At 38.2% G+C, this 24,944-nt stretch carries 21 protein-coding genes; 3 read left to right on the plus strand and 18 right to left on the minus strand.

Annotation, left to right across the window (positions count from 1 at the left end; all coding sequences use genetic code 11):
* Positions 1 to 74: 74 nt before the first annotated feature.
* The 6 genes from E0946_RS01260 to E0946_RS01285 form a co-directional block, all read right to left on the minus strand.
* Entirely contained in the window at positions 75 to 2,717 is a 2,643-nt protein-coding gene (locus E0946_RS01260; RefSeq protein ID WP_133200651.1) for a right-handed parallel beta-helix repeat-containing protein, read from the minus strand.
* 73 nt (positions 2,718 to 2,790) lie between these two features.
* Complete coding sequence (locus E0946_RS01265; RefSeq protein WP_133200652.1) at positions 2,791 to 2,961, minus strand: indolepyruvate ferredoxin oxidoreductase subunit alpha; 171 nt, start codon at positions 2,959 to 2,961, stop codon at positions 2,791 to 2,793.
* A 61-nt stretch (positions 2,962 to 3,022) separates the two neighbouring features.
* Positions 3,023 to 3,772 carry a 2,3-diphosphoglycerate-dependent phosphoglycerate mutase gene (gene gpmA, locus E0946_RS01270; RefSeq protein WP_133200653.1) on the minus strand — a complete coding sequence of 250 codons (750 nt, stop codon included), beginning with the start codon at positions 3,770 to 3,772 and terminating at the stop codon, positions 3,023 to 3,025.
* A 19-nt stretch (positions 3,773 to 3,791) separates the two neighbouring features.
* Positions 3,792 to 4,325: a cob(I)yrinic acid a,c-diamide adenosyltransferase gene (locus tag E0946_RS01275; protein WP_133200654.1), complete on the minus strand. Its 534-nt coding sequence runs from the start codon at positions 4,323 to 4,325 to the stop codon at positions 3,792 to 3,794.
* Positions 4,326 to 4,327: 2 nt separating this feature from the next.
* On the minus strand, positions 4,328 to 4,699 hold the full coding sequence (locus E0946_RS01280) for a RidA family protein (RefSeq protein ID WP_133200655.1): 372 nt from the start codon (positions 4,697 to 4,699) through the stop codon (positions 4,328 to 4,330).
* A gap of 13 nt (positions 4,700 to 4,712) precedes the next feature.
* Complete coding sequence (locus E0946_RS01285) at positions 4,713 to 6,014, minus strand: histidine--tRNA ligase (protein ID WP_133200656.1); 1,302 nt, start codon at positions 6,012 to 6,014, stop codon at positions 4,713 to 4,715.
* Between the two features lie 183 nt (positions 6,015 to 6,197).
* Between E0946_RS01285 and rplU the strand changes: the two genes are divergently transcribed.
* Entirely contained in the window at positions 6,198 to 6,515 is a 318-nt protein-coding gene (rplU, locus tag E0946_RS01290) for a 50S ribosomal protein L21 (protein ID WP_133200657.1), read from the plus strand.
* A gap of 11 nt (positions 6,516 to 6,526) precedes the next feature.
* The gene (rpmA, locus tag E0946_RS01295) at positions 6,527 to 6,793 is read left to right on the plus strand and encodes a 50S ribosomal protein L27 (protein ID WP_133200658.1); all 267 of its coding nucleotides are present in this window, start codon (positions 6,527 to 6,529) and stop codon (positions 6,791 to 6,793) included.
* Positions 6,794 to 6,863: 70 nt separating this feature from the next.
* Here the strand turns inward: rpmA and E0946_RS01300 are convergent, their stop codons facing one another.
* On the minus strand, positions 6,864 to 7,787 hold the full coding sequence (locus tag E0946_RS01300; RefSeq protein WP_133200659.1) for a 3-phosphoglycerate dehydrogenase: 924 nt from the start codon (positions 7,785 to 7,787) through the stop codon (positions 6,864 to 6,866).
* Positions 7,788 to 7,861: 74 nt separating this feature from the next.
* Positions 7,862 to 11,476 (minus strand): C25 family cysteine peptidase, encoded by a 3,615-nt coding sequence (locus E0946_RS01305; RefSeq protein ID WP_165942048.1) that lies wholly within the window; start codon positions 11,474 to 11,476, stop codon positions 7,862 to 7,864.
* 195 nt (positions 11,477 to 11,671) lie between these two features.
* Between E0946_RS01305 and E0946_RS01310 the strand changes: the two genes are divergently transcribed.
* Positions 11,672 to 12,007 (plus strand): 7(1) septoil knot domain-containing protein, encoded by a 336-nt coding sequence (locus tag E0946_RS01310; protein ID WP_133200661.1) that lies wholly within the window; start codon positions 11,672 to 11,674, stop codon positions 12,005 to 12,007.
* 387 nt (positions 12,008 to 12,394) lie between these two features.
* Here the strand turns inward: E0946_RS01310 and E0946_RS01315 are convergent, their stop codons facing one another.
* The 10 genes from E0946_RS01315 to E0946_RS01360 all read right to left on the minus strand — a co-directional run bounded on the left by E0946_RS01315 (position 12,395) and on the right by E0946_RS01360 (position 24,913).
* Positions 12,395 to 15,280, minus strand: a complete 2,886-nt coding sequence (locus E0946_RS01315) for a T9SS type A sorting domain-containing protein (RefSeq protein WP_133200662.1) — start codon at positions 15,278 to 15,280, stop codon at positions 12,395 to 12,397.
* A 1,393-nt stretch (positions 15,281 to 16,673) separates the two neighbouring features.
* Positions 16,674 to 18,458, minus strand: a complete 1,785-nt coding sequence (locus E0946_RS01320; protein WP_133200663.1) for an NADH-dependent [FeFe] hydrogenase, group A6 — start codon at positions 18,456 to 18,458, stop codon at positions 16,674 to 16,676.
* Between the two features lie 21 nt (positions 18,459 to 18,479).
* Positions 18,480 to 20,042, minus strand: coding sequence for an NADH-quinone oxidoreductase subunit NuoF (nuoF, locus tag E0946_RS01325; RefSeq protein WP_133200664.1), 1,563 nt, complete (start codon positions 20,040 to 20,042; stop codon positions 18,480 to 18,482).
* Positions 20,039 to 20,497, minus strand: coding sequence for an NADH-quinone oxidoreductase subunit NuoE (gene nuoE / locus E0946_RS01330; RefSeq protein WP_133200665.1), 459 nt, complete (start codon positions 20,495 to 20,497; stop codon positions 20,039 to 20,041). Before nuoE ends, nuoF begins: the two co-directional genes overlap by 4 nt.
* Before the next feature lie 10 nt (positions 20,498 to 20,507).
* The gene (locus E0946_RS01335; RefSeq protein WP_133200666.1) at positions 20,508 to 22,358 is read right to left on the minus strand and encodes an NADH-quinone oxidoreductase subunit NuoF; all 1,851 of its coding nucleotides are present in this window, start codon (positions 22,356 to 22,358) and stop codon (positions 20,508 to 20,510) included.
* A gap of 14 nt (positions 22,359 to 22,372) precedes the next feature.
* Positions 22,373 to 22,738 (minus strand): (2Fe-2S) ferredoxin domain-containing protein, encoded by a 366-nt coding sequence (locus E0946_RS01340; RefSeq protein WP_133200667.1) that lies wholly within the window; start codon positions 22,736 to 22,738, stop codon positions 22,373 to 22,375.
* On the minus strand, positions 22,738 to 23,307 hold the full coding sequence (locus E0946_RS01345; protein ID WP_133200668.1) for an ATP-binding protein: 570 nt from the start codon (positions 23,305 to 23,307) through the stop codon (positions 22,738 to 22,740). The genes E0946_RS01340 and E0946_RS01345 overlap by 1 nt, the downstream gene beginning before the upstream one ends.
* Before the next feature lie 8 nt (positions 23,308 to 23,315).
* The gene (locus tag E0946_RS01350; protein ID WP_133200669.1) at positions 23,316 to 23,798 is read right to left on the minus strand and encodes an NADH-quinone oxidoreductase subunit NuoE family protein; all 483 of its coding nucleotides are present in this window, start codon (positions 23,796 to 23,798) and stop codon (positions 23,316 to 23,318) included.
* A gap of 27 nt (positions 23,799 to 23,825) precedes the next feature.
* Positions 23,826 to 24,563, minus strand: a complete 738-nt coding sequence (locus E0946_RS01355) for a PHP domain-containing protein (RefSeq protein WP_133200670.1) — start codon at positions 24,561 to 24,563, stop codon at positions 23,826 to 23,828.
* A 2-nt stretch (positions 24,564 to 24,565) separates the two neighbouring features.
* On the minus strand, positions 24,566 to 24,913 hold the full coding sequence (locus tag E0946_RS01360) for a DRTGG domain-containing protein (protein ID WP_133200671.1): 348 nt from the start codon (positions 24,911 to 24,913) through the stop codon (positions 24,566 to 24,568).
* Between the last annotated feature and the right edge of the window lie 31 nt (positions 24,914 to 24,944).

Raw genomic sequence — 24,944 nt, forward strand, 5'->3', positions numbered from 1 at the left:
ATTTTAATAATCACTGCTCAATTTATAGGTAACTTTATAAGCTCTAAATAATTAAGTTTAAGCAATGAGAAAGTTTATTTCATCAGCACCAATTTCTTTTGCAAGAGTGGAACTCCCGGAATTTTAACTGTAACAAAATAGATTCCTGAAGAGCATTGAATTCCCTTATTATCCTTCCCATTCCAATGATAAGAAAAATCTCCTTTATTATCTAAGGGGATAGTTTTTACTACTTGTCCCCGAATATTATAGATATTGATTTTTCCTTTTAAATTAACATCGCTTTTAATAGCTATTTCTACTTGCTGGTTAACGGAAAAACAAGCAGGATTTGGATGAATAGATAGAACTGGAGGTGTAGCCATAGGGTCATTATAAGCAGTAGGATTAACTATGACATAATTAGTAGGTAAACTTTCAGTGTTACCATCAAAGGCACAGACAGTTAGGATATAATGGTCAGTATAAGTTATATTTCTCTGCCAAAAAGTCTGAGAAAAGGGAACTTCCGCTATTAATTGAGGGGTTATTTGATTATAAGAATCGTAAATACGATAGGAAGTCCATTGATGTATCCCATCAGCCATAGGAGGTTGCCAATAAAGAATGAGATTTTGTACTATATAGGCGTCTAAGTCATAGCATAACCATTGTGGTTGATAGATAGGATCAATAGGGTCAAATTCCCACCAGTTTCCTTCCTGGAGATATGGTGTTTCTGCATTTGTAGATATATCATCAACTCTCTTGGCATAGCCCTCTTCATTGTAAGTATATAATCTGGTAATATTAGATTCTGTTAGCAATAGCTTTACACTTAGAATAGCTTGGGTGCTAACGTCTTTCTGGATAATGATAAAATAGAAATAATCTCTGGGAGGGAATTTATCAACAATACCATCTATTTCAGTTACAAACCTAAACTGGAAGTTAGATTGTAGCTGAGTGCCATTTTCATCTATAATTTCAGTACGAGTCCAGTTATTTCCTGGATTAAGATTATGAACTTTATCCCAAACCGTTCCTTCGGGCAAATTGAAGATTATGTTCCCCTCAGGATTATAGCGTTCGTGACGAGCTAAATAGAGATAATCTCCTGCTTCATACAGCCAGTTAATGTAATCCCAATGATAGACAAAGAAGCGATGGTATAAAGGATAACAATTATGAGTGCCTATCATCATTGGGGTTCCAATAGTTTGATAGATGGTAGGAGGAATTTCACTTATTTCTATAGAGCCAACATTTATCGTTTGATTAGGACTGGGATTGAAGGTTTGAGGTTGTAATACACCACCAGGTGTCCCATAAAATGTTTGGTCTATACCTGCTACATCCGCTAAAACAACAACATAGAAAGGTTCAGTTAACAGGGAAGTATGTGAGAAAGGATACTGAGGATTAATAAATTCTTCGGCTAAGATTTCTCCTGAATCCACTCCTATCATCTGGAGACGATGATTTATAAGGTTAAAGTTTCCATTATAGGTAATCTGACCAGTAACCGTGGTGGTGTTATATACAAGCAAAAATGGTTCAAAATCAACAGTAGGAAGTGAGGGATTATCCATATGATCAAGAATACCTGCAGCAATTTCTGCAGGATCTGTGGTGCCCCAGTAGTTGTTTTCGGCATAAATTACAATACTGGGATCGGTATAAGAATAGGTATAAACGCTATGAAGAGTATTGGACTCATCAATATTATTATAGATGGCATTTTCACCTTGAGCCCAGCTATGATAGATAGATAGATTGCCTAAACAGGGTTTAGCATTCTGCCCTAAATAAAAGCCCGTGAAATTACCATAGATTTGATTACGCTCAAAATAGGGTTCACTGGTAGCACCAGTTACCATCACTCCTGCACCAGAATTGGCATCTCCAGGGATAAAGTTATTTCTGATGATATTATCTGCAATATAACCAGAAGAATTTAGTAGGTAGATACCGGTTAGATTGTTTTCAATTATATTATTCAAGATTTGAGGTTGAATGGCATTAACAGCCACCAAATCCCAGGCAGTTATACCCTGTTTAAAATTGTGATGAATGTGATTATTCTGAATTAAAGGCGAGTTTGAACCATTGGAAGATTGATTGGAAAGCTGAATAGCTGCCATATATTGAGAACCTGTGCCATTATAACGAATCTCATTATTTTCAATCACTAAATCACTGTTTTGAACAACCATTATACCATTCTGGATGCTCCGTTCAATAATGTTTTCCGAAACAAGGACATTTGCTGGATTAGATGCTCCGATAGCAAAGATTTGCATTGCTTTCTGATTGTAGGAAAAACGGCTATGAGTTATTTGGACCGGTGAATTAACTGAATTTACACCATATTCAGCTTTTTCCAGGTAGCAATAAGATATGTAACTGGTTTGAGTTTCATTTTCTAACCTAATACCTTTCCATAAAGCATTAGGATCGTTTTGTCCGCTTTTAAATCGGATGGTATCGGTTACGGTTCCAATTGCACTTAAAGTACCCTGCACGGTGAGATAGAAATTACCCATAGCATAAATTTGTACACCAGGTTCTATGGATAAAGAAGAATTGTTGGGAACTGTAACATCACCGATGATATTATAAGGGCTATTAGCTATAGTCCAGGTTCCTGATTGATTGCCACTCACATCTGTAGCATTTAAGGGAATCAGGATGAGTCCAGGGATTAAAAGTAGCAAAAATAATAAGTTATGTTTCATTATATCCTCCTCCTAAAGAAAATAAAGCGGAAGAAGAAACACCCTCTTCCGCGATAATGACCTGTTTATAAGTTTATTCCGAAATAGCTTGCACTGGACAGACTGGAATACAAGAACCACAATCTATGCAGGTGCCTTCATCACAAACGGCTTTGTCCTCTTGCATAGATAAAGAACCTGTGGGACAGATATCTATGCAAGCAGCACAACCGATGCAAATATCTTTGTCAATCTTTACTGCCATTTCTAACTCCTATATTTTTTTTATTTATTATTTTAAGAATAGTCTCTTCGTCAAGGAAAATTTACTTTTTAGCTTTCCCCTGACTTTCTACTGCACTTACTGCTTCAGCTAATTCTTCTTCACTGGCAAGATAATAATGACGGATAACACTAAGGTCATCATTGAATTCATAAATGAGAGGGATTCCCGTGGGAATATTAACATTAACGATATCCGCATCACTGATACTATCCAGATTTTTCACTATAGCTCTAAGGCTATTACCATGAGCAGAAATAAGTATTTTTCTTCCTGCCGCTAAACGTGGGACAATGACCTCTTCCCAGAAAGGCATAGTTCTTTTGCAGGTATCCTTTAGAGATTCACCCACAGGAATCTGTTCAGGAGAAAGATGAGCGTAACGCGGATCTTTTCCTGGATATCTTGGATCATCTTTATCTAAGGGTGGAGGCGGAACATCATAACTTCTGCGCCATAGTTTCACCTGCTCTTCACCATATTTTGCTGCTGTCTCTGCTTTATTCAATCCCTGTAAAGCACCATAATGACGCTCATTTAGACGCCAGTCATTGTGGATAGGTAGATACATCCGATCCATTTCATCCAAGATAATCCAGAGCGTTCTGATAGCTCTTTTTAACACAGAAGTCCAGCAAACATCAAAGTCAAATCCAGCTTCTAATAGACGTTTTCCAGCACTATGAGCTTCTTCAATTCCCTTTTCTGAGAGGTCTACATCCGTCCATCCCGTAAATAGATTCTCCCGGTTCCAGATACTTTCACCATGTCTAACTAATACTATTTTATACATAGTGTTGCTCCTCTATAATTTATTTATTCGGTTTTAAATAGTTAAGGACTCCTGCCTCTGCTTCTAAAGTGCGGGCTAACATAAACAGGAAATCCGAAAGTCTGTTTATATATTGTAAAATTTCAGGGGGCACTTGCTCTTTTCGGGCAAGAGTAACTATCTCTCTTTCTGCTCTACGAGCAATAGTGCGACATATATCCAATCTTGCGGAAACTGGTAAAGACCCTGGTATTACAAAACCATGCAGAGGTGTTTTTTCTTCCAGAGCTTGAACTTGTTCCGTTAACTTTTGAACTTCTTCAGCAGTTATCGGTTCTGGATAATTATTATTTTTAGTGGCTAACTCACCCATCATTCTGTATAGAATCTTCTGAACCTCTTCCAGCAGCTGAAAATAGGTTGGATTAGTAATTAAATTTTTGGCATCGCTAATAAAGGTATCCAGTTCATCTACTGTTCCATAGGCTTTAACCCGCAGATTATCTTTCCAGACTCTTTCGCCACTATATAAGCTGGTCTTACCTTCATCTCCTTTTCTGGTGATGATACTCATATTTATTTCATTGCTATAACGGAGATTTCTATCATTGCATCTTTGGGAAGACGAGAGACTTCTACCACTTCCCGAGCAGGAAATGGTGCGCTGAAATTACGCGTATAAATCTCATTTAGAGTAGAAAAATGATTCATATCATCCAGATAGACGGTGACTTTGACCACATGCGCAAAGCCCATACTGGCTGCATCTAATATAGCTTTTAAATGGTTAAAAACAAGATTAGCTTGGGCTTCAAAGCTCATAGGCATATCACCGGTACGAGGGTCTATACCCAATTGCCCGGAGATAAAAAGAGTATTATTCATTAATATCCCCTGTGAATAAGGTCCAATAGCAGCGGGTGCGAGATGAGTGTTTACGGATTGCATAAGATAACTCCTATTATTTTTTTAAGGTTTTACGAACTAACTGAACCGCATCCAAAAGGCGATTCAGAGGAATATAAGTTTGTTCATTATGTTCCAGATTATAGAGTAATAACTTTCCTTCTCTAATATTTTCTTCTCGTAAAGTAATCATTAAATCACACTTATGTGCTTGAGCTTGTTTTAAATTATCTTCTGGTTTTTCTTCCGTGCCCAGCACGGTTATAATATTTTGCGAATGAAGTTCCTGGGCAATTTGTAATACCATCATTTCCAGTTCAGGAGATTGTGCATAAATATAGACCGAAAAATCATTATCAAACATCAAGAAAAGGTTCCGTTCTTCCATCAGCTGGAATATCAAATCTAAATCCAGATGGAAACCAATAGCGGGAATCTTTCTTCCAGTTAAGCGTTCGGAAAGATAATCGTATCTACCTCCATCGCCAACAACTAACTCATTATCTTGCTGTTTGACCACAAAATCAAATACGGTTCCATTGTAATAAGCAAAATTCTTGGTTAAATAGGGGTCTACTTTATAAATATTCCCCAGATTAGCTTGCATTTTCTTTATTTGCTCAAATCTGGCTTTACATTCTGCACAGAGATAGTTACTCATTTGCAACAGAGGTGGAAGACTATGTTGACAGTGCTCATTCTCACAATGAGTGGCAGCAAAAGGATTAGCACCCAGTTCTTGCAGACAATCGGGACAATATCTATCAGAATGAGTTTTCAACTCTGTTTTCACATCTATAAAAAACTGTCTCCGGCAGTTCTCACATCCATAACTATTAAGTTTTAATGTGGCATCATAAAAGCCCACTTCATTTAGTAATCTAATTCCCAGACTAATGATTTCATTTTCTGAGAGAATATTGGAAGTTCCCACCAGCTCAACACCAAGTTGAGAAGATTCTTGAGCTACACCTTCACGACTCCGATGAAACATTGGACCTTGATAATAATAGCGGAAAACATCTCCTTTCCGATATAATGAAGCTGCACGATACAAAACACTAATCGTACCTTCTGGACGTAAACTGAGTTGATTTTCCGGATTGTTTTGGTTATTAATATTCAAGGTCTGACGGGAAATGAACTCAGGTTCTTCCTTTTGCATAAAGGCGGTTATTCCCTGTTGCAACAAGTGGCGATTTTGCAATATAGGAAGATGAATCTCATGATAGTTATAAAGTTTGAGCATATTATCAAACTTTTCTTCCATCATTTTCCATTTCCACATTTCATCCATCATAAAATTGATAGATTCAGCTTTTTCTATCGCCATATATTTCTCCTTACTTTTCTTCATAGAGAAAATTAGTATTTCTGTCAATGAAAATAAAGCAGGAAGTGGTATTTAAATGTGCACATGTTTATAGGTCCTTTCCCCAGGGAGGATTTTATCCTTTTCAGAGAAGATAAAAACATTTCTCTTGACTTATATTCTTGTCCTATAAAGAAGGTTAAAGAATAAAGAAATTTAGGAGTAAAAATGTATGCCATCGTTGAAATTAAAGGATTTCAGTATAGGGCAGAAGAAAACACCGTTCTAAGTGTTCCCCTGCTGAAGACGGCAAAACCAGGTCAAACTCTTGAGTTTGATAGGGTTTTACTCGTTAGAAACGATGATGAAATTAAAGTGGGACAACCCGTTATAGAAGGTGCAGCAGTTCTGGCAGAAGTTATTGGTAATGGAAAAGGTAAGAAAAAGATAATTTACCATGCTAAGCGCAGAAAAGGCTATAGAGTTAAGAAAGGATATCGTGAACAATTTACTAATGTTAAAGTAACCGGCATTAGGGTTCCCTAAGGAGAGATATTATGGCACATAAAAAAGGTGTTGGAAGTAGCCGAAATGGCAGAAATAGCAATCCCAAATATCGTGGTGTAAAAAAGTATGGGAATGAATATGTGATTCCTGGAAACATAATAGTCCGTCAGAAAGGGACAAAGATTCACCCGGGAAAAAATGTAGGAATGGGTAGAGATTTCACTATTTACAGTTTAGCAGAAGGGTATGTGAAGTTTGAAACTAAGGGTGCAGGCAGAAAATATGTTTCTGTGGTTCCGGTAGAGAAAGCAGAGTAAAAAATAAATCTATTATAAAATAACCCCGGTTTTGATACCGGGGTTATTTTTATGGGGTTAGAATGATGAGTTATTTGTTAACTTGAAAAGTGGTGTCGCCTTTTTCAAAGAAAGCTATAATTTGACGCGCAGCCGCCACACCTGCATTGGTATTAGCTTCTTCTGTTTGAGCTCCCATTTTCTTTGGAGTCCAGAAGACTCGTTCAGCAAATTCAGCCATAAGTTTTTCACTGCAATCTGGTGCTATATCACTTACATAGCGGAACTTATTCTTTTCTTGTAAGGCTTGTATCAGGGCATCTTCATCAATGACTTCTTTGCGAGCGGTGTTGACCAGGATGCAATTATCTTTAACCAGCTTGAGTAAATTCCAGTTTACGGATTTTTTGGTCTCTGCAGTAGCAGGTATATGAAGAGAGATATAATCTCCAGTGGTAAAGATATCTTCAACTTTATTCAGTGGAGTGACTCCTTGTTGAATCATTATTTCTGAACTGATGTAGGGGTCATAGGCATAGACTTCCATATCCATCCCCTTAGCCATCTTAGCTAAGCGACTTCCTACATAGCCAAAACCGAATAGAGCGAGTTTTTTGCCCGCAAGCTCAGTTCCGCTTTTTCCATTAAACTTTCCCCGAGCCATATAAATCATTAGACCGAGAGCCAGTTCCGCTACAGCATTAGAATTCTGTCCGGGGGTATTCATCACGATTACATTATGTGCAGTTGCAGCTGCAAGGTCAATATTATCATATCCTGCACCAGCACGAACCACAATCTTTAGTTTGGGAGCGGCATTAAATAAAGCTTCATCCACAATATCACTACGCACAATCAAAGCTTCCGCATCGGCAGCTGCCTTACGAAGTTCTTCCGGGTCAGTATAGTTCTCCAACCATACCTGCTGATATCCTGCGGCATCAAACTCACTTTTAATCTTTTGTACTGCTTCTTTAGCAAAGGGTTTCTCGGTAGCAATCAATACTTTTGGCATTTTTGCAACTCCTTATATTTTTTATATTTCTTACTATATCATTAACCCGAAAAAGCGATCTGTCAAGTCTCAGATTATTTTAAGAAAAGCATCCTACGAGTTAAAGTCGTTTCCGCTGTTTTTAATCTGCAGAGATATATTCCCTCTGCAACAGTTCTTCCCATTGAATCTTTACCATCCCATACGATACTATGTTCTCCTCCGGGAATGTATTCATCCTGTAAAGTGCGTATTAGCTGACCTCTTAAATTATAAATGGAAAGACTTACTTTTCCTTCTTTCTTCGTTTCATAGGAGATAGTAGTATTATGACGGAAAGGATTGGGATAGTTTTGTTCCAGTCTATTTACTGGTGGAATGATATAAGGGTCTGAATTTGCCACATAACCTGTGCAAGCAGAGCTACCTTGACGATTCAAAGCTCCTCTATAGGTAATCCAGGGTTTAATTGGTGTTTCAGGACTGCGTAAGTTCATAACCACTACACCAGTGGAATAACCGCTAACAAATTTAAGCATATCATTGTTATCCAAATCGCATACAGTTCCAGGAGTGCAACCATTAAAAGAAGTTATAAAAGGATAACCCGGTAACCTTGTGCCGTTATTATTATAGGCATATAGAGAATTTTGATAGCTGGTTAGCAATATCTCAGGCTGGATATCTTCATCTAAATTCACTATCAAAGGTGGAACAGTAAAATTATCTTCTACATTAAGCGGGAAACCGTTTATATCATTTCCATTCTGGTCTACGGCATAAAGCATACCATTGATAGTGACAAATATAATCTCCAGAGCAGAGTCTCCTGAGATATTTGCTACTACTGGTCCAGATGCCATAGCTGCTATAATTGGCTTATTGATGAGGATTTCTCCACTGGGAGAAATTAGTATCATATGATTATTAGTTCCGAAAACTATGTTGTTATTATCCAGAACTGTAGGAGAACCATTTATATTTTCGCCTATATGGACAGGAAATCCTGGAATTTCTTCTCCCGAAGAGTTTAAGATGTGTAAAGTGCCATTCTGACAACCGATTATTATTTCCATTAAGCCATCCTGGTTAATATCCGTTGCGGCAATTTCTGTCACTATAGAGCTACCTAAATTAACTGGAAATCCTGGTAGTAAAGAGCCGTTAGAATCTACAGCATAGACATATCCATTTAAAGAATGGGCAATGACCTTATCTGTACCAGAATGGCTAAGAGTGGCTATCACAGGGGTAAAGATGAGTTGTTTGCCAGTATCATAACTGAAAACAGGAGTTCCATCTAAAGTTACGGCATTAATTTTTCCGGTGCGACTGGAATAGACTATTTCTGGTATCCCATCTCCAGTGAGGTCACCCATTGCTGAACTTCGCATAATATCCTGTTGAGGAGAAGAGGTAAATCCACCAAATTGTTCTCCATTATTACTTATATAATATGCATCCCCGAATATATTAAGATAGAGGATATCCAGAGTTCCATCATCATTAATATCGTAAACCATAGGTGCAGATTTTGTATGAAACTGGCAATCCCAGGGGAAATGGCCGTCTACCATAGTTATCTCAAAGCTGAGGTCAAATTTTCTTATTCCAGTGCTTAGACCAGTAATAGGATGACTGGAATCCAGCAAAATCTTCAGATAGTAAGTTCCATAAGTTATATCCTGAGGTAATTGAATTCTGAAATAAAAAGAGGGATCACAAGATGCACCAGGTAATAACTGGGAAATAATTTGAGGTCCATCCAGAAGAATTATACCCTGAGGTAGATTTTCCAGAGTCACACTGATATTATAGGCAGTTCCTGCTTCAGGAGAATTTTTGATAATGGGATATATCCTTAAGATTTCTCCAGGATTAAAGCTGCCATCACCATCTCCATCAACATCAGAGATGCTATAACCCTCCAGAGTAAGAAAAGGAAGGGTAGGATCAGGATATTTAACTTCTATGGTTGGGTCTCCAAAAAGCACCATTTCATAATAGCACCAGCGCATTACATCATTATTCATTGCTGCATTAACATTCTGCAACCGAGAATAGGTTAAAGCTTTGCCTAAATTAGGCTGATTAGCTTCATACAATCCTATAAAAAACTGCCTGTCATAAAACTGGGAAGGACCATTAATGCTACCAGGCATATACCATCCATAACGAGTGTTACCTATAAATGAAAAAAGTCCACCCGAGGTAGTTACCATATGTTCTCCAATGCTTTCTCCATCTCCACTGGTTCTTTGGTCAAATGCCGCTGGATAGCATCCCTGCGTGTATAAAAATCCATATTCCGTATTCTGCAGTTGTTCTACAGAACCAATTCCCTGTCCCATCAAAGATGTTTCATTGGAGTGTCCCATATGATTCATTACATTTGCTCCATCATTAAGAGCATTCCATACTCCGAGTGAACTGAAGGTTCCATCTCGCTGATACATAGTGGTCAATATATAATCATCTGGGATATGAGTGGCTACATCATCTTTATAATCTCCACCCCAGGTTAAAGGATTGTTGTTTAGATTTTCTCCAAACATTATGGCTAAGTTATTACTATAGGTGTCATTATTAACATAATACTGGATTTTTCGGGTCATATTACCAAACTCAATAGCAGTTTCTGCAGGAAATCTTCCTATATGCACTTCGGGAAGGTAGTCTACTTGGTCATTAATTTCACCCCAGATTTGATCTCCATCAGCATTCCAGTTGCCATCCAAGTTGCTGTAATAGATATCAGTTGGTATTCTTAAATCAATAGTTTCTCCGACCGCACAAAAACAGCCTCTATCAGGGATTATTTCATCATCTCCTCCCAAGATAACATATTCTAAAGGAGTAGAGGTACTTGACCAGGTTTGATAGGCATCTATAATGAAATTACGTATTTTTTCAGGATTGTCAACTCCTGGGTAGGAGCTATAGATATCGGAAGTTAAATATAAACCCGTGCTTATGTTCCGTGTGGTTTGCCAGTCTATATAGTTTTGGAAATAGTTAGAACAGGAACTATTAGTAATTATAATCATCTTTTTAGGAACACTCAAATCAATAAGTCTACTTTGAGATTGATGAGTGCGATACGCTATAGCATTTTGATAAGAGTTTATAGTTTCTGGATTAAGCACAATTTTAGTTAAATCCGTGTAATCTCTTGCAGGAGCATAAAAGTTAGCTGAGTGCTCTGCTAACTTATGATCCCAAGAGGTTTCTATCTGAAGGGTTATATTATTGCTTGTGAAGATTGTTTTTTGGACAGGATTATATTTCCAGGGAAAGATATTTATCACAGCAATCTGACAACCACAGAACATCTGGGTGCCTAAAAACTTATAATCTTCAGCGGGGAAGAGAGCATCTTTATTCCAGATTTCGGGATCGGGTATGGTGTTATCAGATTGAGGTTGAGATATAATCTGAACTTTACGAACATAATCCAATTGCACCTGTTGGCGCTGAATTTCAAGTTCAGAAAGAATCACCTGCACATTTTCTATCTTCTCTCCAAAAGGTATTAGCACCCAAACGGGAAGATAATTCATTGCTGGAACACCTTCCTCCAGAAAAGGAGCAGTATTATTCGTATTTGAATCTTTACTCCAGCCATTGGGATTAACACTAAAGTTCAGTGTTAAACTGAATGCGAGAGCACAAGTCATCATTAAGCCTATCAATATAAGCACTTTCTTCATTGTATGTTTCCTAGTATAAAATATTTTATTATTTCTATGAATATCCAGAGCCATCCTTAGTCAAGTATTTTCTCCTGTTATTAAGTTCAGGTTTAATTCAACAGGGACTTCAGAAATCCATTGACAAAAAAAGTATTGAGAAGCTAATAAAAATTTATAGGGATTAAGATAAAAGAGAGATAAAGGGTAGGCATAATGAAAAAGCTTTTATTGCTCATATTAATGATATTAATGGGGTTCACCTGTTTTGCTGGATCAGTCTATGTAATGGACAGTGGGAAACCGGATTTGGTAATCTGGATAGCTCCGTATAAATCTCAAGCAGATTTATGTGTGTATGTGGCACCTTATCGTTCCGAAGCCAGAGGGAAGGATGAAATCTGGTACTTTGAAAAATATAGAAGTTCAGCAGATATTAAAATAAAAATAACTAAATACAAGTCTCAGGCAGACCTCAAAATTTATTATGTTAAATATAAAAGTGAAGCCGGATGGAGAAAATCCCATCCCTGGATGGGTAGATTGCATTAATGGTGGACAGAGGTCCTCAACTACCAAGCAAATGCAAGGTTTTAACATTTTTTGAGTAATCTAACTTTTTGTAATAGTATAATTCATATAGGTTCTTGAGAGATAATGATTAGATAAAGTGTGAGTAGCATTTAAAAGTTTATCCTATAATTATGCGTACGCAGTTCCCCTCTCAATCCTTATTATTTGCTGAATGAAAAGCAGAGTTATTAGATTGTTCATATCTTAAATGGGTTTCAGGCTAAAAAAGAATTTACCTGCTTTAAAAGGGGGAAGACCCTTATAACTAATTTTACAAAGTGAAGATCCAAGACTCATATTGCCAAAAAAAGACCCGGCATAGAAAGCCGGGTCTTTTTGTTTATTTATTGCATCCGAAAAAGGAGTTTATTTGACGATGACCATCTTCTTGGTCTGGTTCAAGCTCGGAGTAGTCAATCTGTAGAAATAGATTCCACTGCCACAGGTGGTACCCTTGCTATCTTTTCCATCCCAGATAATGGTATGATAACCCTCATTGACTTTTATGGCTTTAACAATCTCTCCACGAATATTGTAAATAGTCAAAGTTCCTGACTCACCTGCTTTAATTCCTACCTCTATCTTGGTGCTATTATTAGCCCGGAAGGGGTTAGGATAAGCGTTGTTCAGAGTAGTCACTTCAGGAAGTACTGGAGGCACATTACCTTCAACCGTCACAATTACTGGACCGTGGAACTGAGAGTTATTGAAGTCAACACTTTCCAACCAGTAGTAATACGTGGTATTATTCTCTACTTCTCTATCTTCAACGGTATAGATATGTTCCTGACTGGTGTTAGTAGCAGGAATCATAGTGGGAGTTATCAGGATAGCATTATTCAGAGTATTCTCTTCATTACGATATACCCGATATCCACTAAGATTTGTCTCAGTCTGGCTAACCCAAGTCAGTTGCACATAGAAGTCATTCGTAAGAACAGCAGTGAAGCTGGATAGTTCAACTGGTAATGGAGGTTGCTCTTCCTCGAATTTTAACATAATATTAGGATATCCAGCAACTGGTGTTCCTGTAGGAGGAGCTAATGGATCTGGATTTGTACCATCAGAGTAATAACGGATACTACGATTAGTTTTGAGTTCACTTGTACAATAGAAGTATTCATTATAACTATCATATGAATCTGCATTTTCATCTACAGCGACAACTAAGTTATCAACATTATTATAAGTAAATGGAGTAGTAAGTATTATTTCTACCCATCCTTCAATGGCAGGAAGTGTAACAGTTCCAGAAAAAACTTCGGTTAAATTGCTTAATGGAATCCACGCAGTTCCAGAATCAAAACTGGTATTAGGAGTATGTCCCATATAAACAGTCCAGTTATTACTATTAACCGTAGCAGCAGCACCATTCCAATAATAATATATCTTTTCAATAGGGCGAGCCATATTAATTTCACTCTGTAGGAAGATACTCTGGCTATAGCTATAACCATAATAAGGTTCTATAGGAAGTGAAAGATCATCAGTTCCTGTTCCTATTATTACAATTTCTGAAGATAAGCCTTCAGCAGAAAGAGCTACTTCATAAGGAGTTCCTTCGTAGGTTATGATTAAAGTAGCACTTACAGGTCCTTCCTGAGTTACTATAGCAGTAACAGGAATTATCACAGATTGTCCGGCATTTAAATCAGCAGGAAGATTAGCATCACTAAAAGAGAACATTGCTGCATTGGGACCAGTTATACTGATATTACTACTCTCAATATGTATGGTTCCTCCGCCTAAGTTAGTAACAGTTACATTTGCTGGAGTAGAGGGAACATTTTGCATTAACAGACCAAAATTAATGGAAGTAGGACTATAGCTGAATACCGGAGCTGTGGGTGCTTCTCGTATGGTTACATCATCTAAACTGATGTACCATGGATTAATGTTAATCCAGCCTTTAATGCCAAGATAATATATACCGCTTGTAGCAGGAGAGAACACTCCATAAATTCTTTGATAATCGCCATTTACAAGACCGACTTGACCTGTTATAGAAGTCATTGCAGCAATAGTTGCTGCTGTTCCATAATAAAGACCCAGAGTTGCATCGGCACTATTTGAGCCATCTTGGCGAGCATAAGCTTCAAACTCATAGGTAGTACCCCCGATTAAAGAAACCGGACGGAATAACCAGGCTGATCCGTTATATTGCAAGGTTACATTAAAGGAACCCGTTCTGGGGGTTCTGTTATAGGTAGTTTGAGTACTATTTGCTGTCCAGTATTTAGTAGTAAATTCGGGACCTGCTACTTGAGCCCAGTTAGCAATATTGGTTGAACCATCTGTATTACCTTCTTCAAAGCTTTCGGTATAGGGCAAAGAATTAATTGTTGGATCGGCTCTTGTAGTGAAGCTTCTTACAGTGGCTTGAGGTCCTTCGCCTAGGGCATTATAAGCTGAAACTGTCCAGTAATAGGTAGTATTATATGCTAGAGGTGTAGTTAAAGTATAGGAGAGAGCACTCTGATCAACTATAAGAGTAGTAGGTGGATTATTGGTATCGCAATAGAGTTTATACCCTGTAGGTAAACTTCCAGTTTGGGGAGCTGCCCAGCTAAAAGTTGTATATTCATTCACACCTGTAGCTCCATCTAAAGGTAAACTTAGAACAGGTGCTTCGGGGGGAGTGGTTGATGGAGTAATTATGGCTACATTTGGACGATTATAACTGCTGTTTCCTGCACCTGCTGGGAAAGAATCATCCTGATATTTATATACCATCATATAGTTTGGTGAGGTAGATGTATAACGGAAAGTAGGATAACCTGAAACATATTCACCATCCCAATTTTCAAACAGTAGTTCCAGATTTGAAGTTCCATCCCAAGTAGCGGGTGTTGTGAACATAATATAATGCCAACCACCTCCATTATAAGTAAGATTTCCCTGGAAAAGAGGTAAAAAATAAGCTGGATTTGGATATCCCGTTCCCGTTTCATCTTGAGCTGTACCATATGATGTTAGAGCCGTGGTTCTAACATATATGCGTTGATCCAGCATTGTGTAATTGGAAGGGGTATTACCCACATAAAAACCTATGCCTGTTATTGGAGTATTGGCAGGTACTCCAGCTGTAGTTAATTCTGCTGCTGTCCAGATAGCCTTGCTCCAGCTATAATCATAGTATCCATAAAACGGGCAAAAACCACTTGTTGATGTTCCGGTTCCAATAAAATAAGTATCAGCAAAGGCAAGGGTAAATAAGGCTAAAGTAATGATTAGTAAAGTAAGCTTTTTCATTTCATTAAACTCCTTTTTTAGTTATTTTCTTGAAAAGTGAGAGCGGGGTTGAAGTCATTTTTAAAGAGTGAGGTAAAGAGTGATAAATTCTCTTTAAACCTCTTGTTTGTTTGCGATAATTGAAATTTAACGGGATAATAGCAGCTATGAGAATGAGCTGCAGAGATAATTGCGAAGGGTTGATAATGTAAATTATACTTCAAACCAGGGGTAAAACTAGTTTGTCTACACCGAGATATATGGATATTTTTATATTTTTCTCCTTTTTCCCTCCTTTTTTTTTGTCTAAATAAAGAAAATAAATTAACCTTCATACTTTTACCTTTTAAACCTTCCTTCATAGCACAAGGCTAAAAGCAGATTTACATACTATATTAATAACTCATATTACATAATTAACAAATTATTATTATATGGTATTTGTCAAGTTTTTTCTTTGCAATATCTGCGTTTTTTATAAAAATATTACTGAATTAATTGTTAAGTAATTGATTAGGAAGTAATTAGGGCAGAAAGAATAATTTAAGATTTATATTTATGAAGTCATTTCATCTTAAGATGAGGATAAAATTATTTAGTAGTTCAAAGTGTAATTAAGAAGTATAACTAAACTCCACGAAGTCATAAATGGAGTAGTAGATATACTCATCTACAATAGTCCTTCAGGAATTTTAAAAAAAAATGCATTTTCCTGAACCAGTGATCGTTGATTGGTATTGACAAATCTGGGTAAGGTTATGAACGATGAAAATATCAATCTTTGTATGTTAATCTTCTATTATGGTTAAATTTATAATCCCTTATTTAACATAAAATTACTGAGTCTATCCTGGCTCTTCCCTGTCTCTTTCTTGAGGAATTTGTTAAGAGGGAGTTAAGGAATTGGCAAGGATGGGCATCTCTTTATACAAATGGCGGTTAATAGAAGAAGTGCTTAGGTAGCGTTAATATTGATGATAAGACTAATCATAGGTTTTTAAATTTTAGTTTTATGAGGTATGAAATATTTACAGGTACTTTTATTTATAAGTTCAAAGAAGAAATATTTAGGGAAATCACAACCTTATCTTCCATATTTATTAATCATATCTTATGCTCTTTTTGACAGGTAATAATTTCATACTTGAATCAAAAATGTTTTAAGCTACGAACTTTCAATGGAGATTGTTAATTTAAAATAACGGGTAAAATTAGTTTATAGATTATCGCTATTCTTGAAAAATAAGAAGAGTCTTAGGGTTTTACGAGTTAAGAGGGTAAATTACACCGATAAGATGTACTATAATCTTTATAAAGCATAGCAGAATTGAGAAGAGCAATTTTTTATAAAATGAAAAAATAGGCGGGAATAATTAGTTCCCGCCTGGTTATTTTATATATATTTGTCAGATGTTTATTGATGTTTATGTGTAACCTGTCCCACCACTTGACCATTAGTGACAGAGCGTTTGAAGTAGTAAGTATGTAGAAGTTTCAGGGCAAGAGGTGAGTTTGGTTGTCCTAAGAACTTTTCGTATACTTTTAGAACTTCAGGATTTCTATGAGATTGACGCACTGGTAAGCTGCGATCTTCTTCATAGAGAGCAAGTCCACGACGAGCACGAGAAGCGATATCATTACCATAGGGTTGACCGCCACCACCGACACAACCGCCAGGACAAGCCATAATTTCAATAAAGTGCCAGGGAGATTCACCTTTAGTAGCCAATCCTTCTCTCACTCTATCCAGAACTTTTCTAGCATTGGATAAACCATGAGCTACAGCTACATTAACATTTCCAAAACCGGGAATCTCTACACTTGCTTCTTTAACACCTTCCAATCCCCTGACTCCTTGAATTTCAACATTTTCCAGGTCTTTTCCTGTGACCAGATAGTAAGCAGAACGGATAGCCGCTTCCATCACACCACCGGTAGCACCAAAAATAGTGCCTGCACCAGAATAGAAGCTCATTCCTTTATCAGGTTCCTCTTCAGGAAGATTGGCAAAATCTATTCCAGCTTCCTTAATCATACGAATAAACTCCCGTGTAGTGAGCACATAATCAGTATCTTGATAGCCGGAATCGCGGAGTTCAGGACGACGCGCTTCAAATTTTTTAGCAGTACAAGGCATTATAGCAACAGAAACAATCTTAGCAGGATCAATATTATTTTCTTGAGCGTAATAGGTCTTAGCAAGGACACCGAACATACTCATAGGAGATTTAGCGGTGGAAACACAATCTGCCAGATCAGGATAATAAGTTTCCATAAACTTTATCCAACCAGGTGAACAGGAAGTTATAAGGGGTCTCTTTTCACCTGCTTTGAGTTTAGTTACGCACTCCGTGCCTTCTTCCATAATAGTTAAATCAGCGGTGAAATTGGTATCCATTACGCTATCAAAACCGATTCTACGCAGGGCTGCATACATCTTTTTAGGAGTTACCGAGCCCAGAGGCATACCGAATTCTTCCCCTAAGGACACACGAATGGAAGGAGCTTCTTGCACGATAACATGCTTATCAGGGTCAAGAATTGCTTCCCAGACAGCATCCAGTTCACTGCGTTCATGCAAAGCACCTGTGGGACAATAAACAGTGCATTGGCCGCAATTTACACAAGGACTGTTTGCCATTCCGAGACTGAAAGCAGTATCAATATGAGTGTTTATACCACGATCGGCAAAAGTCAAAGCATAAACGGTTTGAGTTTCATTACATACATTAATGCAACGACCACAGGCAATACATTTATTAATATCCCTTACAATAGACAAGGAGCTTTCATCCACCGGTTTTTTCTCCAGAATATTGGGAAGAGCATCAGAATCTACTCCAAGATTATTTGCTAGAGTCTGAAGTTCGCACTTATTATTTGCAACACAAGTTGGGCAACTAACATCGTGGTTAGAAAGAATCATTTCAACAAGTGTTTTACGATAAGCACGCAGTTTTTTGGAGTTTGTAATCAATTTCATACCTTCCGAAACGGGAGTACAACAAGCTCTTTTTGGAGTGGGATTTCCCACGATTTCTACCACGCAAACTCCACAATTAGCAGTGGGAGGTAAATCAGGATGATAACAGAGCCTGGGAATATATACTTCATTTTGGTCTGCTACTTCAATGATGGTCATAGTATCGGGAACTTCCAGATGCTTGCCATCTAGCCAGATATTTACAGTTTTAGCCATATCTTAAGTCCTCTTTATGTTTTATCTTTTAGTTATTTCTTGGAATTCGTCACCAAAGTTTTCAATGGCAGAACGAACAGGCATCACTGGAGATTGACCTAAAGCACAGAAGCTGGTGGCAAACATTGTATCGGCAATGGTTAGCATAAGGTCTACATCTTCCATTGTGCCTTCACCTTTTTTAATTTTGGTGATGAGTTCGTAGAGCTGTTGACAGCCATTACGACAGGCAGAACACTTTCCACAGGATTCGTGACGGAAGAAACGAAGGATAGACCAGAGCAAATCTACGATACTTTGATGTTCATTCAGCACCAGAATAGCTCCAGAACCCAGAACGGCTGCATATTCATTGAGGTTGGCAAAATCCATATTAACATCCAGCAATCTTTCGGGTAAAAGCACTCCAGCAGCGCCACCTACTAAAGCAGCTTTAAAACGGAAGCCTTTTTTCATACCACCAGCATATTCATTGATGATAGTGCGCAAAGGAGTTCCCATATCTACTTCACAAAGTCCAGGATAAGTGACATCACCGAGAATTGTATAAACCTTGGTTCCAGTTGATTGAGGTGTTCCGTGTGCTTTAAAAGCTTCTGCTCCATTTTTAATTATGAAGGGCACATTTGCCAGAGTTTCTACATTATTAACCACCGTTGGAGCCTTCCAGAGACCTTCTACTCCGGGGAAAGGAGGTTTCCAGCGTGGATTTCCTCTGTTTCCTTCCAGCGATTCAATTAAAGCGGTTTCTTCACCGCACACATAAGCTCCAGCACCAATTTTTATATCTATATCCAGATCAAATCCCGAGTCAAAGATATTTTTGCCCAGCAAGCCATATTCATAAGCTTGAGCAATAGCTTTGCGAAGGCGTTCTATACATAGTTTATATTCACCACGGATATAGATGTAAGCTTTAGTGGCACCGACAGCACGAGCACAAATCATTACTCCTTCTAAGAGTTGATGAGGGTCTCCTTCCATAATGAGACGGTCCTTAAAAGTGCCAGGCTCACCTTCATCAGCATTGACTACCACATATTTTTGGGGGACTTGCAAGGGAGCAGTAAAACTCCATTTTACCCCTGTAGGGAAGCCAGCTCCACCTCTACCACGAAGCCCAGATTCTTTCACTTCCTTAACAATTTCTTCAGGTTTCATCTGAGTGAAAGCCTTTTCCCAGGCTTCATAGCCGCCAACGCCAATATATTCTTCTATATTTTCCGGGTCAATCACTCCAGAATTACGGAGTACAATACGGTTTTCATAGTTTAAACGAGGTTTATATTTACTGGTAGTATCCAGCATCAATCGCTTCACAGGTCTTCCTTTAAGGAAATGCTCTTCTACCAGTTCTGGGATATCTTCAATCTTCACATCTTGATAAGTGATATTTTCAGGATAGACGGTTAAACATATTCCTTTGCCAAAAAAGCCTAAGGGACCAGTTTCCAGAACATTGATTTCTTCCTGAAGGTCATATTTAGCCAGTTCTTTGCGCAGTTCTTTGATAAATTCTTCTGCACCTGCAAGCAATGAAGCTTCACTGATTCCGACCAGGATATGACTACGATAGAATTTCATTGGTTCCCCCTTCTGATTTTATCAATAATCTCTTCTACTTTTTCTTCCGTGAGGTCACCATATACATCTTCATTAATCATCATCACGGGTGCATTTCCACAAACACCAAGACAGGCACAAAGTTCCAGTGTGAACATTCCATCTTTAGTGGTCTCACCTGTATTCACGCCAAGAAGCATTTTCAGTTTGCGAAGAATGTTTGTTGAACCTTTAATATAACAGGGTGGTGATTCACAAAGGCGGATAATATTTTTCCCACGAGGTTTGGTGCTATACATTGTGTAGAAAGTTAGCACTCCATAGATATGATTGGTGGGAATATTGAGATATTCTGCAACCACTTGAACTGCTTCTTCAGGAATATAATGTTGAGGATGGTGGTCCTGGATATCATGCAAGATATAGAGTAGATTATCTTTTTCAGGAGTATATTTTTCACATATTTCTTTATACATAGAGGACTCCTTATTCTTCTATAGAGATATTTTGTTTTTCTTGCAGTTGTTTTAGCACATCAGGATGCATTCCTGGAATACGATCAATAGCTTTTACTGGGCATACATCCTGACAATTTCCACATTTAATGCATTCCGTTTGGGAGATAGTGTATTTTTCATCTCTTGAACCTGATATACAAGAGACAGGACACTTCCGAGCACAAAGAGAACAGCCGATGCAACGATTTTTATCTATCATAAAATGGAATAAATCGGTGCATACCTTGGTCTGGCAACTATGATCCCGAATATGCGATTCATATTCTTCGCGGAAATAACGGATAGTGGAAAGCACAGGATTGGGAGCAGTTTGACCTAAGCCACAAAGTGAAAGTCTGCTAATGGTTTCACCCAGATGCTGTAATTCCTCAAGGTCTCCTTCTTTCCCTTCACCTCTTGTTATGCGGTCCAGAATATTATACATATGTTTTAAGCCAATACGACAGGGAGAACATTTACCACAGGATTCATCTACACAGAAACCTATAAAGAACTTGGCAACATTGACCATACATTTCTGGTCATTCATCACAATCACACCACCAGAACCCATCATAGCACCGCGTTCTTTTAATGTTTCATAATCTACGGGGACATCTAAATGCTCACGAGTTAAACAACCACCAGAAGGACCACCTAACTGTACTGCTTTGAATTCGTGACCATTAGCCATTCCGCCACCTACATCAAAAATCAATTCTCGCAGAGTTATTCCCATTGGAACTTCTACCAAACCAGTATTATTAACATCTCCTGTGAGAGCAAAGACTTTGGTGCCCTTGCTAGTCTCTGTTCCCATAGAGGCAAACCATTCAGCACCTCTGAGGAAAATGGTGGGAATATTGGCAAAGGTTTCCACATTATTAACTACCGTAGGTTTATTCCAGAGACCTTTAACTGCAGGATAAGGTGGTTTAGGAGTGGGATTGCCACGTTCTCCTTGAATAGATTGGATGAGAGCAGTTTCTTCACCACAAACGAAAGCACCAGCACCAGTTCTGACTTCTGCCTCAAAGGAGAAATTGGAACCGAAGATATTTTCACCCATCAAACCGGCTTCTTTAGCTTGTTTTATGGCATTACGGATGCGTTTGATTGCCAGAGGGTACTCTGCTCTAATGTAGAAGAATCCCTTGGTGGCACCAATAGCATAGGCACCAATCATCATTCCTTCAATGACACGATGAGGATCTCCTTCCAAAACTGATCTATCCATAAAAGCGCCGGGATCTCCTTCATCACCATTACAGATGATATATTTTTCGTCTGATTCAACATCGTGTACCAGTTGCCATTTTATATGAGTGGGAAAACCACCGCCGCCACGACCACGCAAACCAGAAGCTTTAACTACATCTATAACCTGCTGTGGATTCATAGTAGTCAAAACAGTTCCCAGAGCTTCATAACCACCAGTAGCAATGTATTCTTCCATACTTTCAGGATTGATGAAGCCGCAATTGGCTAATGCCACCTTTACCTGTTTACGGTAGAAAGGGACTTCCTTTTGAGATGAGACAAGTCTTTCCTCTTCACGCAGCATTAAGCGCTGGACAGGTCTTCCTTTGAGGAAATGTTCAGTAACAATCTCTTCCACATCTTCTGGCTTAACTGATTTATAAAATACACCTTCAGGATATATAACCAGCACTGGACCATAATCACAAGGACCCATACAGCCAGTTTCAATGATATTTACTTCACTGGAGATACCTTTATCGGCAAGTACCTCCTGGAAGCGTTCTTTAACTTTTAGAGATCCTGCTGAAATGCAGCCAGAACCGCAACAAATCAGCAGGTCTATGCGTTTGAGAGACATTCAATAACCTCCTCTCAATCGCCTGTGGCAACTACATAATCAGAAACCACTCTACCGTTTACAATGTGTTCAACCACTACTCTTCTGGCTTTTTCAGGTGTCATATTGCCATAAGTGACTTTGGGTTTGCCTTCTTCAATCACATCTACTACAGGTTCCATAGAAGATAAACCCTTCTCACCTGTTTGAGTGACCAGCACATCAGTTAGATTACGGTTAGAGATTTCTTCCAGGAAAGTCTTCATAACTTCACGAGCACCCATAGCGATGCCCGAAGTTCCCATTCCTACGACGATCTTAATGCGAACTTTTCCGTCACGAAGTTTCATCTCTTCCTGGGCTTTTTCACGAATTTTTTTAAGGTCTGCCAGAGTTTTCATCAGACATCCTCCATATTTGTTATTTGTATTCCTTCATTTATACTTTGTTCAAGATATTTAATAACATCTGGATAGGTGAGCGGTATGTCTCCCAGTTCTTCCTTGATAGGAGCGGTCTCAAAATGGAAGGATTTTTCTTTATCCTTATCCAGAGAGGTTAATATAATACTGAAATTGACCTCAGGATGTCCCACAATTGCTGAAAGGAGAGTCTCTTTTAGGTCTCCGAGGGGCATTCTATCTATGTGATCAAGCTGGAATTCCGCAGTTAAGACCGTGCCTTTTCCAGGTTCACTGCTCATTTGAAAAGAGCCATTACAAAGTTCTGCATTCTGTTTTAGCAGGGGAATTCCCAGCCCTACCTTTTTTTTCCGTTCTGTTTTGCTGGTAAAGAAAGGGTCTTGTGCCTTTTCTATGGTAATGGGGTCCATACCTATGCCATCATCACTAACAATGATCCGTAAAAAATTGGCATTTGCATCTTTTATGATGCGGATTTGAATATTTTTGGAACCAGCCCGAACAGAATTTTCTATAATATCCAGTAGATGCAGAGAGATATCTTGCATTATCTTACCTATTCGTAGCGTTTTAAAATGGCAGACATCTTATCCCTGGTATCTACTCGTCCATAAGTGTCCTCTCCTATAACGAAAACTGGAGCAAGAGAACAAGCACCTACACATCTTACTGCACTAAGGGTAAACTTACCATCGGGAGTAGTTTCACCTATTTTCACACCAAGCTCTTCTTCCATCATTTGTGCCAGACGAGGTGCACCTTTCACATAACAAGCAGTTCCCATACAAAGGTTGATGGTATATTTGCCACGAGGCTTCATCGTGAAAAAATTATAAAAGGTGATTACACCGTAGATTTTATTGGCAGGAATATTCATTTCTTGAGCAATAAATTCCTGTACCTCAATAGGTAGATAGCCAAAAATGTCTTGTGCCTGACGCAAAACCTCAATTAGAGGATTGCGCATACTCTTAGTTTCTTCAATAACCTCTTTCAAACGCTCATAAAGAGCATTATCCTGCGGACTAATGGGAGTCATTAACTCCTCCTATTCTATATATTTTTTTTAAACTTCAATTTTTCTGCCTTCTGCTCTCAAAGCTGCCTGAGCTAATTCATAGACAGAAGGTTCTTTCGCCAGAATTTTACTCGTTCCAGAACCGACATCAGATAAATAATGCGCATCTGAAGCACGTAGAAAAGACTTCCCCTCTAAGGAAGGATATCTATTCAATAATTGTTCTGGATTAGCTCTGGCAGTGATGCCAAAAAGGTCAAATTCAGGGAAAGGAGGAATAAATCCCAGCTGACTAATGATGCTATTGGCTTCAGCATCTATATGAGCTGGAACACAATAACCTCCATATTTAAGGGCTGTTTCTACTGTAGTATTTAAATCCCAGACGGATGAATTTATTAAAGCTCTGGTCTCCATTCCTATAATATTAGCATTTTCGTCAACGATAACCTGATCTCCAAAAAAATCTGGATTATTCTCTAGGGGAAGTAATGAGTCATAAAGCAATTTCCCAAACTCTTTTCCTTTCTCTGAAGAATCAAAATAAACCAGGAGATGTATTTCTTCTGAAGTTTGCACTTCTACACCCCAGGTAAAAAAGACACCTTCTCTTTCTGCTACAGAAGCATAGGCAGGACAGTTTGCCAGAGAATTATGGTCAGTTAGAGCCATCCAATCAATTCCCTTTCTTTTTACTTGAGCAATAAGCTCTCGTGGAGACATCTCTAAGCCTCCACAAGGAGAAAGCACAGAATGGATATGAAGATCTGCAGTAAACCATTGCATTTTTAAAAATCAGGATTGAGCAATTTGTAAAGTATACCCGAAATTGTGAAAGTATCCTTAGGACTGGAAAGGATACAAACTTGTTCTGCATTGGCTTTTTCTAAAACACTTGCTTCAGGGATATTGCTCTTTGCCAGAATAATTGCAGGAATCCCAACTAAAGATGCTACGGCAACAATGTTCATATGTTTCATAATAGTTATCCAGGCTTGACCGCTTTTAGCGGAACCCATAACATCACTAAGCATATCACCTGCATAACCACCTGTGATTTCAATCTGAGTGGGGTCAAGCTCAGGAGTGAGATTTATTCCTTCTATTAAATCCTGTATTTCTGATAAACGAGGCATTAGTCTATTCCTTGGATTTATTTTTCTTTAA

It is taken from the genome of Candidatus Syntrophosphaera thermopropionivorans (genome assembly GCF_004353895.1).
Lineage (GTDB): Bacteria > Cloacimonadota > Cloacimonadia > Cloacimonadales > Cloacimonadaceae > Syntrophosphaera > Syntrophosphaera thermopropionivorans.

Bases quoted from the DNA above. Each gene is read 5' to 3' on its own strand.
- E0946_RS01260 (WP_133200651.1), bottom strand. From the start codon at position 2,717: ATGAAACATAACTTATTATTTTTGCTACTTTTAATCCCTGGACTCATC.
- E0946_RS01265 (WP_133200652.1), bottom strand. From the start codon at position 2,961: ATGGCAGTAAAGATTGACAAAGATATTTGCATCGGTTGTGCTGCTTGC.
- gpmA (WP_133200653.1), bottom strand. From the start codon at position 3,772: ATGTATAAAATAGTATTAGTTAGACATGGTGAAAGTATCTGGAACCGG.
- E0946_RS01275 (WP_133200654.1), bottom strand. From the start codon at position 4,325: ATGAGTATCATCACCAGAAAAGGAGATGAAGGTAAGACCAGCTTATAT.
- E0946_RS01280 (WP_133200655.1), bottom strand. From the start codon at position 4,699: ATGCAATCCGTAAACACTCATCTCGCACCCGCTGCTATTGGACCTTAT.
- E0946_RS01285 (WP_133200656.1), bottom strand. From the start codon at position 6,014: ATGAAGAAAAGTAAGGAGAAATATATGGCGATAGAAAAAGCTGAATCT.
- rplU (WP_133200657.1), top strand. From the start codon at position 6,198: ATGTATGCCATCGTTGAAATTAAAGGATTTCAGTATAGGGCAGAAGAA.
- rpmA (WP_133200658.1), top strand. From the start codon at position 6,527: ATGGCACATAAAAAAGGTGTTGGAAGTAGCCGAAATGGCAGAAATAGC.
- E0946_RS01300 (WP_133200659.1), bottom strand. From the start codon at position 7,787: ATGCCAAAAGTATTGATTGCTACCGAGAAACCCTTTGCTAAAGAAGCA.
- E0946_RS01305 (WP_165942048.1), bottom strand. From the start codon at position 11,476: ATGAAGAAAGTGCTTATATTGATAGGCTTAATGATGACTTGTGCTCTC.
- E0946_RS01310 (WP_133200661.1), top strand. From the start codon at position 11,672: ATGAAAAAGCTTTTATTGCTCATATTAATGATATTAATGGGGTTCACC.
- E0946_RS01315 (WP_133200662.1), bottom strand. From the start codon at position 15,280: ATGAAAAAGCTTACTTTACTAATCATTACTTTAGCCTTATTTACCCTT.
- E0946_RS01320 (WP_133200663.1), bottom strand. From the start codon at position 18,458: ATGGCTAAAACTGTAAATATCTGGCTAGATGGCAAGCATCTGGAAGTT.
- nuoF (WP_133200664.1), bottom strand. From the start codon at position 20,042: ATGAAATTCTATCGTAGTCATATCCTGGTCGGAATCAGTGAAGCTTCA.
- nuoE (WP_133200665.1), bottom strand. From the start codon at position 20,497: ATGTATAAAGAAATATGTGAAAAATATACTCCTGAAAAAGATAATCTA.
- E0946_RS01335 (WP_133200666.1), bottom strand. From the start codon at position 22,358: ATGTCTCTCAAACGCATAGACCTGCTGATTTGTTGCGGTTCTGGCTGC.
- E0946_RS01340 (WP_133200667.1), bottom strand. From the start codon at position 22,738: ATGAAAACTCTGGCAGACCTTAAAAAAATTCGTGAAAAAGCCCAGGAA.
- E0946_RS01345 (WP_133200668.1), bottom strand. From the start codon at position 23,307: ATGCAAGATATCTCTCTGCATCTACTGGATATTATAGAAAATTCTGTT.
- E0946_RS01350 (WP_133200669.1), bottom strand. From the start codon at position 23,798: ATGACTCCCATTAGTCCGCAGGATAATGCTCTTTATGAGCGTTTGAAA.
- E0946_RS01355 (WP_133200670.1), bottom strand. From the start codon at position 24,563: ATGCAATGGTTTACTGCAGATCTTCATATCCATTCTGTGCTTTCTCCT.
- E0946_RS01360 (WP_133200671.1), bottom strand. From the start codon at position 24,913: ATGCCTCGTTTATCAGAAATACAGGATTTAATAGAAGGAATAAATCTC.